We start from the raw sequence: 12,584 nt of genomic DNA on the forward strand, positions 1-12,584 counted from the left end.
TTATAAATCAAAGCTTTGCACCTTTGCGGTTTTCATCCTTAAATTTTCGTTAAGATTATTTTTGTTTTTAGGTATTAAAATTTGAATGCGAAATTGGCAAGGATTTCTCTTGGCCTCTGTGGCTGTCCGTAGAAGTTCCAATAGTTTTCATTCAACGCATTATTCATTTTCAGACCGATTCTGTATTTTTTCTTGTCATAGAAGATGGTAGCACCTACAGTAGTATAAGACGGAGCAAGAAAATGATTAACAATATTGATGTAGGTTTGGTCTACAAAATTAAATCCGGCCCCAAAACCAAGTCCTTCATAAGCTCCATCCATGATTTTGTAACTTGTCCATAGATTGGCGACATGTTTTGGAGTCCAGGCAATTCTTTTTCCGCTGTCTTTGCTTCGGTCATCATATTTATTATCGTTATAACCATATCCGGCAACGATATTCCATCCTTTGAAAGGATTGGCGATGATGCCTATTTCCAGTCCCTGACTTTTGATATTCCCATCCTGAATACTTCCTATTCCACCCGGATCTGCAACCAGTCTGTTTTTAACATTAATATTATAATAACTTACGGTTGTCAGTAATTTTTTATGGAAAAGATCTACTTTAAAACCTGTTTCAATCTGATTTCCCTGTTCAGGATCCCATTTTGTCAAAACACCGACCTCATTCAATGATGGAGCATAGTTTTTAAATCCATTCACATAATTGGCAAAGAATGAAATCTGCTCTTTCACAATCTCATACACCAATCCGAATTTTGGTGAAAACTGGGTCTGGCTGTAACCTGAGACTTTATTTTCAGGATATCCGTTTTTCGTAGAAATTTCTACACCGTTTACCACAGTGTCGTCATTTTTATAGCTGTCTACTCTTAAACTAGCCATCACCAGTAAGTTATCTGTAATATTTAGAACATTGGAGATATAACCACTGATCGTTCTGAATGTTGTGATATCAGATTCTGTAGATTTTCTCTCTTTGTTCATGAATTTGTTTCTTGAGATAGGATCCCATGGAGAAGAGCTGTCAAGACTTACTTTGTCGTAAGGCATGAAAACATTGCTGTATCCATTGGCTTCATAATAAGGAAACTGATATTTTGTTCTTTGCTGGAAGTAATCTATTCCCACCACCATACGGTTTCTTAAGCCACCTATTTTAAAATCTCCAGTAAAATTCTGCTGGATATTGTCGGTTGTCACTTTAAAACTATCGAAAGGACGGATCATTCTTTCTACCTGATTATTATTCAAATATCTAAGCACTAAAAAGATCGATTCATTTTCATTGGCTTCTCCTCTTTGGTAAGATGTTCTTGAGGTCCATTGATCGTTAAATTTATGGGTCACCTCAGCCATTGTCACAAAATTGGTTCTTTTGGAGCCAATATCATTGCTTGTAAATGCTCTTTTGTAAGCTACTTCCAGGTCTTTCATCGAGTGTAAAGTCAGTTTTTCTGAATTCCTTACATAAGCATTCAATGTTTTATCAGGAGCATGAAATTCCGTGTCAAGCGTTACTGTGGTTTTGTCGCTTACTTTGTACAAAACACTTCCGGAGAAAAATAATCCTTTGTTGTAGCCTGCATCCTGAAAAGAATCCTGAGAATAAGCTGCGACATTGAATCTTGCCAACGCTGTTTTTTCTTTGTTCAAAGGGGTATTTACATCGGCTGTGATCCTGTTCATTCCCCAGCTTCCGGTGGTATAATTGATAATTCCACCGAAATTTTCCTGTGGCTTTTTCGTAACAATATTCACCACACCGCCATAGTTGGCTAGTGTTCCTCCAAATAAGGTTCCGGATGGCCCTTTTATTACTTCTACTCTCTCGATATTAGCAATCTCAGACTGTACTCTTGGGTTTTGCGTCAATCCGTTTCTGAAACTCGCATTGGAACTAAAACCTCTCATGAAAATATCGTTTCCACTGTCATTCACACTATTGCTTACGACTACTCCGGGAGCAGAAGCCATGGCTGTGTTGAAATCTGTGGCGCCCATTTCACTGATGATTTCTTTAGGAACAAGGTTGTAAACAGTTGGATTTTCAAGGTTTTCCAGAGGAAGTCTTGCGATAGATTCAGATTTTTTGGTTCTGTAATTATGAGTTCCCTGAAGGGATACGGACTGGATTTCAGCCACTTTAATGGTATCCGTTTCCTGGGCACTCAGCATCGATACGGCTAATAGAGCTGCAGAAATAATCGTTTTTTTCATGTTTATAATTAAGTTAGTTCTGCAAAATTATCTTATTTTTATTAATTCTAAATAAAAACATGATACAAATCATAAAAACTTCTTTAAAGAAATAGCCCATTAATAAAGGATTTGATGAAAATAAATAACCATTAGAATTTAAAATTTTCTTATCTTCATCAGAGCAAGCAAAGCGAATTATAGATTATAAATTTCAAGAAATGAACAGCAATATTCAAGAAACTATTCAACAATTTCTACAATTTATGTCGGAGAGAAATCTGACCGCATTAACGAACCTTTTTTCTGATACCGTAGATTGGTATATACCTGGTGATGAGCAAAAAGCGCCCTGGCTGGGAGTAAGAAACAATAGGCAGGAAGTTTTCGATTTTTTTGAACTGTTATGGAAAAATACGGAACCTGTTTCTGCAAAAATTGATCATATTTTTAATGATGATGAAAATGTGGTTATCACAGGAGAATTTGTAACAAAAATGCTTGAAACAGGTAACATTGTGGAGTCTTTATTCTGTATACAGATGCGTATTCAAAATAATAAAATTACACGCTACAGACTACTGGAAGATAGTTTGGCAGTTTCAAAGGCTTTGGAGTAGTAAAAATAGATTTAATGAGATTCTTTGAACAATGTTCGCAGAACTTCATTCTGTGTCAGAATGACAAAAGTCGAATAATTTGACTTTTGAGATAGTCTCTTTATAATGATTTGCCATTATTTCTGTTAATAATTTATATTACGGCAGCGGCCATCATCGACATATAATAATTGGCGCAATGCAGTGCATTAATTAAAACAATTTCTTTTCCGGAAAACTTTCAAAGGCATCAGAGGAGGTGATCTGATATTCGTAATTCATGGAAGTCCATTTCAGGTGTGGCTTTATAATCATCAACTCAACGCCGTCCTGATCTGTAAGCACAAATGATTCTTTAAAAATGCCTCTGTGCTTAAAAAGATAGCCATTTTTAATCCCATCAAAATAGGTCTGCACTACAATTTCCCCATTCCAGTTCATCCTGAATTTCAGAAGTACTCTTTCGTGATCTTTCAGTTCAATCGTAGTTCCCCAAAAACCTTTTGGCTCCACCTGATAAGTCTGACCATCAGCAATTTCAATAACAGCATTAAATTTAAACCAGCTTGTATAAGTAAGTTTTCCAATTAATTTTTCTTCTCTTGTGACTTCAAAAGATAAAGAGTTGCTTGATTTTGCGTAATATTCTGCCATGGTTATATTTTGATTTGGTGGAATTTTTATTAGTTTTTAAATAATAATAACAGCTTGAATTTTAACGCTCTAATTTATAAATAATTCGGTAAACATAATGTATTTTTAATTTGATATGGTAAAAACGCTTCCGAATTCATTTTAACCCCGTTTTTTGTATTGAAAATTTGCTTTTACATGTAGGATCATATGATAAAAATCGTCTAATTACCTTCAAACCAATACTTCCACTTCTCATTATCAATTCCAAATTTTCCCTGCCACCATCTTGCGGGATAACCAACCTCATCATTCCTGATAGGTCTGTGCTCTCTTTCGGGATAAGTAATATATTGATCAGCATATGTCAAATGGATATCGTCATGTAAAATTCCGATGACCCCAAGAATCTCCATGAGCCCTACCCGTTCTCCATCATTTGATTTTACTGTTTTTGAGATTCTCTTTTTAAGTTGAGAAATTCTGTCGTTGGGTTCTGATGTTTCAATGATTTCTTTCAGTTCATTGAGAATCCTGTAGTCATTTTCGTTGGGTTTAACGACCGGAAGTTTTGGAAACTGTTCTACATCAAATAAAACTTGGATTAAACTATCAAAACAGCATCCATCTTTGTATTTGAAATAGTTGATTGTATTGAATTCGATAGGCTCTTCAAATTCATAAGTATGAAGTCCACATACCGCACATATGCCTTCATTAGGTTCCGGACTTTGTGTAAAGCTATGTTCTTCCAGACTTTTTGCAATACAATAGCTGGACAAAAATGAGCGATACTCTAATTGCCTGGTGCTTAAGCTATAAATAAAAGCATCTACAACTTTCTGCTTTTCAATACCAGCCACAGCACTTTTAATTCTCCTACAAATTTCATCATGGCTTACCTCTTCCTGATTATACATTACAGACTCCTTCTTTGCATACTCAAAATCATCTTCAGAGATATACTGCATATAGGTTTCCCAATAAAACCAATCTCTTACACTTTCGTTCTGGGAAGTTTTTATGGTGTTGAGTAAAATTTGTATTGCTTTTTTATCCATTCTTCATTGGTTGTTAATTCCATAAGGACAAATTTATCGAATAAAAATAATGAAAGGCTCTTGTTTTAAAGCAAAAACCTCATAGATTTCTGAAATCTATGAGGTTTAAATCATTCGTAGATCAAAAAATCCCGTAAGAAAAACATACGGGACTTTAGATTCATTTTTCCAAAAGATGTCATTATTATTGTTTTGTCACTAAAAACACAAGCTGGAGTATACTACAGTAACAATTCTGATTACTGTTGTTATTAATTTATTCTTATATAATAATTAATAGCCATATTTTTTGGGCGGGTTTCGGTTCCTCCTGTACTGGCAATAATTAAAGGAACTGCGGCTTTATCATAACCACTAACAATTTGTGAACCATCAAGATCTCCGTCTGCCCCGGATGTATTTCCAGAAACTGCCAGAGGTGTCATGAGTATACCACCAAACGTTTGTTTTACAATTTGATGATTATGTTCTTTAAAATCATCCTGTTGGATGCTGCCACGCAATCTATTGTCTGAAGGATCTTTTTGAGACGGAGAAACTCCCGGAATACCATTTCCAGCTTCATTTAAATCAAAGATATTATTTCCGCGTAGAAAAACACCCCTTAAATCCGGGACATTGGTAAGATTTTGTGTGGCACGGGCCAGTCCACAGGTTGTATCTACTTTTCTTCCGTCGCAAGGTGCCCATTTTGAGTATTTGCTATTCCAGTTTTTATCAGGATTTGTCAAATTATTTTTAGTTACCTCCTGAAATTCTTCCCAACTTAAATATGAGCAAAGTACTGTCCCTACGGGAAAATCTTTATTAAACCCACTGGGAAGTCCATTTAATAAACAGTTTACAGGTCCCTTATCTGTGTCTAGGAAAAAGAAAATATCTTTTGACGGATCGTTTCTTTTAAAAGTAATTGAATTATCATCATCCAGAATACCTCCTTTATTAAAGCTTTTGCTTATTTCTGTCCCATTGGTTATTATATAATCTTCAACAATAGGACTTGGATCCGTACTTGATATTTTATTATAGAAAATATAAATGGTTATTCCTTCATCTCCTTCCTGTATTACTGTTGATAATCCTTTTTTATTATTTTGAACTTCTAAACATTTCACATATCCTTCGATGATGTCTTTGTTGGGCATATGTAAACTAAAAGAATCAAAAAATGATTGCGAGACCATAATCGTTTCCAGTGATTTAATTTTCTCCTGAAAATTATTAATTTCATCATCGGAAGCTCCAAAATTTAAGACATTCTTCACCATAGATGTAGGGTCAATTGCTTCAAAACCGAATGAAATTTTTTTAACTTTAAGGTCTTCTTTGAATTTTTCGGATTCATAATATTTCTTCAAATCGTAAAGAAAATTTCCTGTTTTTACGATATTCAAAGTGGTATAAATTCCACCCTCCAGAAGTTTTGTACATTGATTAGGTTCCATTTGTTAGTTTTTTGAGGTTAGTTAGTTATCTCATTTTTTATACAATGAGAATTATATTGTCAAGGTTTCATCTGTTATGACATATCAAAAGTACTTTGCGTGGAATCATGTGTCAATTACCCTTTTGTGGTATTTATTTCATTAGTTTGGCTAATAAAAAAACCTCATAGATTTTTGAAATCTATGAGGTTTGGAATATTTATTCTAGTTTGAAATTACATGGTCTCCATTTTGAAGCTCATGCTTTCAATTACTTTTAAGATAGCTTCTACTGTATCCATTGAAGTTAAACAAGGAACACCGTTTTCCACACTCATTCTTCTGATCTGGAATCCGTCTCTTTCTGCCTGTTTACCTTTTGTAGTGGTATTTACAACATACTGAACTTTTCCTTTCTGGATCAGGTCGATAAGGTTTACATTTTCTTCTCCGATTTTGTATCCGATTTTGCAAGGAATTCCTTTTTCTTCAAAGAACTTCGCAGTACCTTCTGTAGCCCAGATTCTGAATCCTACTTCATGAAATCTTGCTGCAAGAGCTGCCGCTTCATCTTTATGCTTATCTGCTACTGTAAACAGGATAGATCCGTGCATAGGAACTTTTCTTCCCGCTGCTACCAATCCTTTGTAAAGTGCTTTTTCAAGAGTGGTATCTTTCCCCATCACTTCTCCTGTAGACTTCATTTCAGGGCCTAAAGAGATGTCAACTTTCGTTAGTTTAGAGAAAGAGAATACCGGTACTTTTACAAATACTCCTTCTTTGTTTGGAACCAATCCGTTTTCGTAACCTAAATCTTTCAGTTTTTGTCCAAGGATTGCCTTTGTTGCAAGGTTAGCCATTGGAACTTCTGTGATTTTGGATAAGAAAGGAACCGTTCTTGAAGAACGAGGGTTTACTTCGATTACATATACATTTCCTTCGAAAAGAACGTACTGAATATTCATTAATCCGATAACTTTTAATCCTTTTGCCAGTCTTTGTGTATAGTCTACCAACGTATCAATTTCGCTCTGAGAGATATTTTGTGGCGGATACACTGCGATTGAGTCTCCGGAGTGAACTCCTGCTCTTTCGATGTGCTCCATAATCCCTGGAATCACTACGGTTTCACCGTCACAGATGGCATCTACTTCAATCTCCTTTCCTACCATGTATTTGTCTACCAATACAGGGTGCTCCGGGCTTGCTTCTACCGCATTTTCCATGTAGTGAGCCAATTCTGCTTCTGCGTATACAATTTCCATCGCTCTACCTCCAAGAACGTAGCTTGGACGTACCAATACCGGATATCCGATCTCGTTAGCGATTTTTATAGCTTCTTCTTTCGAAGTTGAAGTTCTTCCTTTTGGCTGAGGAATTCCTAATTCCTGAAGTGCTTTTTCAAATTTATCTCTGTTTTCAGCTCTGTCAAGATCTTCTAATGAAGTTCCTAAGATCTGTACTCCATGAGAGGCTAATTTATCTGCAAGGTTGATCGCAGTCTGTCCTCCGAACTGTACAACTACTCCTTTAGGTTTTTCAAGCTCGATGATGTTCATTACATCTTCTTCTGTAAGTGGCTCGAAGTAAAGTTTATCTGAGATAGAGAAGTCTGTAGAAACCGTTTCAGGGTTATTGTTGATGATGATCGCTTCGTAACCCATTTCTTTGATCGCCCATACAGAGTGAACTGTTGCGTAATCAAATTCTACTCCTTGTCCAATTCTGATAGGTCCAGAACCTAGTACGATGATTTTTTCTTTGTCTGAAACTACACTTTCGTTTTCTTCTTCGTAAGTTCCGTAGAAGTAAGGAGTTTCACTTTCAAATTCAGCGGCACAAGTGTCTACCATTTTGTAAACCGGCATGATTCCGTTTTCTTTTCTGAAGTTGAAAACCTCACGCTCTTTCACATCCCAAAGAACAGCGATGTTGATGTCTGCAAAACCTAATCGTTTAGCTTCAATCAGAGTTTCTTTATCAAATTTGTTTTCAGCGATTACTTTTTCGAAGTCAACTAACTTTTTCAGTTTCCAGATGAAGAATTTGTCGATTTTGCTCCATTCTACAATCTGTTCCCAGTCGTATCCTCTTCTTAAAGCATCTCCGATGATGAATAATCTCTCATCATCACACACTCTGATTCTTCTTTCGATTTCCTCAGCGGTAAGTGCCTGAGCCTGCTTTGTTTTTAATCCTAAATGCTTGATTCCTGTTTCTAATGAACGGATTGCTTTCTGTAAAGATTCTTCAAGGTTTCTTCCGATTGCCATTACTTCACCAGTTGCTTTCATCTGAGTAGAAAGTCTTCTGTCTGCTGTTTCGAATTTATCGAATGGGAATCTTGGGAATTTCGTTACCACATAGTCAAGAGCAGGCTCGAAACATGCGTATGTTTTTCCTGTTACAGGATTCATGATTTCATCCAGCGTTAATCCTACAGCGATTTTTGCAGCAATTTTTGCAATCGGATATCCTGTTGCCTTACTTGCTAACGCTGATGAACGGGAAACTCTAGGGTTTACCTCGATGATATAATATTCGAATGAATGCGGATCTAAAGCTAACTGTACGTTACATCCACCTTCAATTCCTAACGCTCTGATGATTTTTAAGGAAGCATTTCTCAATAACTGATACTCTCTGTCTGAAAGCGTTTGAGAAGGAGCTACTACAATAGAGTCTCCTGTGTGAACTCCTACCGGATCAATATTTTCCATGTTACAAACCACAATGGCGTTGTCGTTTGCATCACGCATTACTTCGTATTCAATTTCTTTGAAACCTGCAATTGATTTTTCAATAAGACACTGCGTAACCGGGCTGTGTTTCAGTCCTAATTCAGCAATCTCTTTCAATTCAGCTTCTGTAGAAGCGATACCACCTCCGGTACCTCCCATTGTAAAAGCAGGACGAACAATTACAGGATAACCGATTTCATTTGCGAAAGCAAGTGCTCCTTCTACCGTATTTACGATATCAGATTCCGGTACCGGCTCGTTCAACTCTCTCATCAACTCACGGAAAAGGTCTCTGTCTTCTGCTCTGTTGATGGCAGAAAGCTTAGTTCCTAATACTTCTACTTTGCACTCTTCAAGAATTCCTGATTTTTCCAATTCAACCGCCATGTTAAGACCTGTCTGGCCTCCTAATGTAGGTAATAATGCATCCGGACGTTCTTTTCTGATGATGTGGCTTACAAACTGTAATGAAATCGGCTCGATATATACTTTATCAGCGATTTCCACATCTGTCATGATCGTTGCAGGGTTTGAGTTGATCAAAATTACCTTGTAACCTTCTTCTTTCAAAGACAGACAAGCCTGCGTTCCTGCGTAATCAAATTCAGCTGCCTGACCGATGATGATAGGTCCTGAACCGATTACTAAAATTGTTTTTATATCTGTACGTTTTGCCATTTTTCTTTTTTTAGATACTAAAAGTTTGAGCTTAAACTTCCAGCATTATGCTTTATTTAAATTGAATTAACACACTTTGTCATTCCCAGGAATCTCATTTTGTTGTTGAGATTCTTCACTCCGCTTTCGCTTCTTTCAGAATGACAATTGGAGTGTCTTACTTTTTAAAGTCCTCCATCATTTGAATGAACTCGTCAAACAGGTAGTTTGCATCTTCAGGACCAGGGCTCGCCTCAGGGTGATACTGAACTGAGAAACAAGGATGGATTTTATGTTTTAATCCTTCGTTTGTTCTGTCGTTCAATGCGATGTGTGTTTCGATAAGGTCTGTTCCTTTTAAACTTTCCTGATCTACAGCGTATCCGTGGTTTTGAGAAGTAATAGCTACTGTATTTTTCTCCAGATCCAATACCGGGTGGTTTCCTCCTCTGTGTCCGAATTTCAGTTTGAAAGTTTTTGCTCCACAAGCAAGACCGATCAATTGGTGTCCTAAACAGATTCCGAAGATTGGAACTTTTCCTAATAATCCTCTAATCATATCTAATGCGTGCGGAACATCTTCCGGGTCACCAGGACCGTTTGACAACATAATTCCATCCGGATTCATTAGTAGGATTTCTTCTGCTGTAGTATCCTGAGAAACCACGATAATGTCACAGTTTCTTTGAGACAATTCTCTGATAATTCCTAGTTTTGCACCGAAATCTACCAACACTACTTTGAAACCTCTATTCGGGTTAGCGTAAGGTGTTTTTGTAGAAACCTCCTCTACCTGATTGGTTGGGAAGGTTGTTGATTTCAACTCAGAAGCAACAGCGGTTTCATCAGCATCAGCGTTTACAATTTTTCCTTTTACAACTCCATGGTTACGAAGAACTCTTGTCAGTCTTCTGGTGTCAATTCCTGAAATTCCTGAAAGGTTTTTCTTTTTAAATAATTCATCTAATGTAATCTGAGTACGGAAATTGGAAGGAAGATCGCAAAGTTCTTTTACGATAAGCCCTTTGATTGCCGGCTCGATACTTTCATAATCATCACGGTTAATACCATAATTTCCGATAAGCGGATAGGTCATACAAACTATCTGACCGCAGTACGATGGGTCAGAGATCAATTCCTGATACCCTGTCATTCCGGTATTGAAAACTACTTCTCCTGCAGTTTCCAATTCTGCTCCGAAACCTTCTCCATGAAACACTTCACCGGACTCCAGTATTAATTTTTTCTTCATTTTAAACTTTTATCTCTTATTATTTATATGTCATTAACAGGTCGCCCCTACAGGGCTTGGATTATTTAAATCCTTTTTATTTCCATGGGCTTCACCCATTGCTATTAACAGGTCGCCCCTACAGGGCTTGGATTATCTATATCCTTATTTGTTTTATAGCTTTTCCTTTTTTTATATGCAGAACGTTCTTTACCTTCTAACTTCTTACTTTTACCTTGGTTCTTATTTAAAGTTATATCCTTTACTTTCCAATGCTTCTTTCAAAATGGCCATTCTTGCGAATACTCCGTTTTGCATTTGTTTGAAAACTCTTGATCTTTCGCATTCTACAAGATCTGAGTCTATTTCCACTCCTCTGTTGATGGGAGCTGGATGCATGATGATTGCTTCTTTTTTCATGGCTTGTTCTCTTACTTTAGTCAGTCCATATCTTCTGTGATATTCTGAGGCAGTGAAACTCATTGCATCGTCATGTCTTTCATGCTGAATTCTTAACAGCATTAAAACATCTACTTCAGCGATCAGTTCATCTACTGACATATAGGTTCCGTTGATCAGAGCACCTTCGTCAAACCACTGTTCCGGTCCTGAGAAGTATACTTTAGCGCCTAACCTCCTTAATGCTTCTGCATTGGAATTGGCAACACGGCTGTGTTTTACATCTCCTACAATTCCTACCTTCAGTCCTTCAAATGTTCCGAATTCCTGATAGATGGTCATCAGATCCAGCATACATTGTGAAGGGTGATTTCCTGTACCGTCTCCTCCGTTGATCACCGGAATGTTAATATTTTTCAGTTCTTCGAAGTATCTGTCTTTTTTATCCCGGATCACCACAAGGTTCACTCCTATACTTTCAATGGTCTTTACGGTGTCATAAAGACTTTCTCCTTTGTTTACCGAACTATGTGATGCATCAAAAGGAACTACCTGAAGTCCCAGTTTTCTTTCTGCAAGATCGAAGCTTGTTTTCGTTCTTGTACTGTCTTCGAAGAAAAGGTTTGAGCAAAAAACTTCTCCTTCAATTTTAGCAGTTTTACCGTTTGCAAAAGCCAGTGCTTCTGTCAGTATACTGTTGATTCTCTCGGTGCTTAGTTCTGTAATCGTAAACATAATTCTAATTTTTGGGCATAAAAAAGCGAAGACAACTATCTTCGCTTAATAACAATAAATATCGTAAAGGGCGCTTTCGCCCGGTAAATCTAATGATATAAATGCTTTTTTATTCATTAGGTGCAAAGATACAACAATTTTATGAACCTACAAAAATTATGTTTAAAATAAATTAAAAACTTAAGTCCTTCCTTATTCTCATTTAAAATTAATATTTTTGTTAACACACAACTTTATTTATGGATTTAAAAGACAAAATGATTCTCAGTATTATTCAGGAAGACTCTACATTATCGGTAAAAGAAATTTCCGAGAAGATAGGTCTTACCTTTACTCCTACGTATGAGCGAATCAAACAATTGGAGAAACACGGGATCATTGAAAAATATGTTGGTCTTTTAAACCGTGAAAAACTGGGACTGAATATTATCGTTTATTGTAATGTACGTCTTAAGGAACAATCCAAAAAAGTATTGGAAACTTTTGAGGATAACATTTCCAAATACGATGAAGTTCAGGAGATCACCAGCCTTTCCGGGGAATACGATTATATGTTGAAAATTATCGCAAAAGACATCAATTCTTATAATGAGTTTGCGGTGAGTGTGATTTCAAATCTTCCCAACATCGGACAATATCATAGTTCCATTGTACTACATGAAGTAAAAAAATCTACCAAGTTTAAAATTGACCTGGAATAATCCTTCTATTTTTGAACTCGTTATTATCCCGATTTTACTTGCTGAAAATCTTTGATTTTCTTGCGTCTTGAAAATAATATACATCATTATCATTTTGCGCCCTTTAGTTTGTATTATAAAGTTTTTTGAATTACGTAAATTAACTTTATAGTATTAATTAATCCACAAGAAACAGGGTGAATCATTAAGCGCCAAAGGT

General features: G+C 36.4%; 9 protein-coding genes. 2 read left to right on the forward strand and 7 right to left on the reverse strand.

The annotated features are described in order from the left end of the window. Nucleotides 1–74: 74 nt before the first annotated feature. Nucleotides 75–2,225 carry a TonB-dependent siderophore receptor gene (locus BOQ62_RS02005; protein WP_129036748.1) on the reverse strand — a complete coding sequence of 717 codons (2,151 nt, stop codon included), beginning with the start codon at nucleotides 2,223–2,225 and terminating at the stop codon, nucleotides 75–77. Between the two features lie 200 nt (nucleotides 2,226–2,425). Between BOQ62_RS02005 and BOQ62_RS02010 the strand changes: the two genes are divergently transcribed. After that, nucleotides 2,426–2,824: a nuclear transport factor 2 family protein gene (locus BOQ62_RS02010; RefSeq protein ID WP_129036749.1), complete on the forward strand. Its 399-nt coding sequence runs from the start codon at nucleotides 2,426–2,428 to the stop codon at nucleotides 2,822–2,824. A gap of 192 nt (nucleotides 2,825–3,016) precedes the next feature. Here BOQ62_RS02010 and BOQ62_RS02015 read toward each other — a convergent pair whose 3' ends face one another. The 6 genes from BOQ62_RS02015 to BOQ62_RS02040 form a co-directional block, all read right to left on the reverse strand. Further along, on the reverse strand, nucleotides 3,017–3,457 hold the full coding sequence (locus tag BOQ62_RS02015) for a hypothetical protein (protein ID WP_228413576.1): 441 nt from the start codon (nucleotides 3,455–3,457) through the stop codon (nucleotides 3,017–3,019). Nucleotides 3,458–3,660: 203 nt separating this feature from the next. Next, nucleotides 3,661–4,497 (reverse strand): hypothetical protein, encoded by an 837-nt coding sequence (locus tag BOQ62_RS02020; RefSeq protein WP_129036750.1) that lies wholly within the window; start codon nucleotides 4,495–4,497, stop codon nucleotides 3,661–3,663. 251 nt (nucleotides 4,498–4,748) lie between these two features. After that, nucleotides 4,749–5,942, reverse strand: a complete 1,194-nt coding sequence (locus tag BOQ62_RS02025) for a hypothetical protein (RefSeq protein WP_129036751.1) — start codon at nucleotides 5,940–5,942, stop codon at nucleotides 4,749–4,751. Between the two features lie 215 nt (nucleotides 5,943–6,157). Further along, complete coding sequence (gene carB, locus BOQ62_RS02030; protein ID WP_129036752.1) at nucleotides 6,158–9,340, reverse strand: carbamoyl-phosphate synthase large subunit; 3,183 nt, start codon at nucleotides 9,338–9,340, stop codon at nucleotides 6,158–6,160. 157 nt (nucleotides 9,341–9,497) lie between these two features. Then, nucleotides 9,498–10,571: a carbamoyl phosphate synthase small subunit gene (locus BOQ62_RS02035; protein ID WP_121487400.1), complete on the reverse strand. Its 1,074-nt coding sequence runs from the start codon at nucleotides 10,569–10,571 to the stop codon at nucleotides 9,498–9,500. A gap of 222 nt (nucleotides 10,572–10,793) precedes the next feature. Beyond that, nucleotides 10,794–11,684 carry an aspartate carbamoyltransferase catalytic subunit gene (locus BOQ62_RS02040; protein WP_129036753.1) on the reverse strand — a complete coding sequence of 297 codons (891 nt, stop codon included), beginning with the start codon at nucleotides 11,682–11,684 and terminating at the stop codon, nucleotides 10,794–10,796. 239 nt (nucleotides 11,685–11,923) lie between these two features. Here BOQ62_RS02040 and BOQ62_RS02045 point away from each other — a divergent pair, with 239 nt between their 5' ends. Further along, complete coding sequence (locus BOQ62_RS02045) at nucleotides 11,924–12,385, forward strand: Lrp/AsnC family transcriptional regulator (RefSeq protein WP_105701629.1); 462 nt, start codon at nucleotides 11,924–11,926, stop codon at nucleotides 12,383–12,385. Nucleotides 12,386–12,584: the final 199 nt, after the last annotated feature.

This window comes from Chryseobacterium sp. CH21, from assembly GCF_004119445.1.
GTDB lineage: Bacteria > Bacteroidota > Bacteroidia > Flavobacteriales > Weeksellaceae > Chryseobacterium.

Coding starts and splice junctions, on each gene's coding strand:
- BOQ62_RS02005 (WP_129036748.1), bottom strand. CDS start 2,225: ATGAAAAAAACGATTATTTCTGCAGCTCTATTAGCCGTATCGATGCTG.
- BOQ62_RS02035 (WP_121487400.1), bottom strand. CDS start 10,571: ATGAAGAAAAAATTAATACTGGAGTCCGGTGAAGTGTTTCATGGAGAA.
- BOQ62_RS02020 (WP_129036750.1), bottom strand. CDS start 4,497: ATGGATAAAAAAGCAATACAAATTTTACTCAACACCATAAAAACTTCC.
- BOQ62_RS02010 (WP_129036749.1), top strand. CDS start 2,426: ATGAACAGCAATATTCAAGAAACTATTCAACAATTTCTACAATTTATG.
- BOQ62_RS02040 (WP_129036753.1), bottom strand. CDS start 11,684: ATGTTTACGATTACAGAACTAAGCACCGAGAGAATCAACAGTATACTG.
- carB (WP_129036752.1), bottom strand. CDS start 9,340: ATGGCAAAACGTACAGATATAAAAACAATTTTAGTAATCGGTTCAGGA.
- BOQ62_RS02045 (WP_105701629.1), top strand. CDS start 11,924: ATGGATTTAAAAGACAAAATGATTCTCAGTATTATTCAGGAAGACTCT.
- BOQ62_RS02025 (WP_129036751.1), bottom strand. CDS start 5,942: ATGGAACCTAATCAATGTACAAAACTTCTGGAGGGTGGAATTTATACC.
- BOQ62_RS02015 (WP_228413576.1), bottom strand. CDS start 3,457: ATGGCAGAATATTACGCAAAATCAAGCAACTCTTTATCTTTTGAAGTC.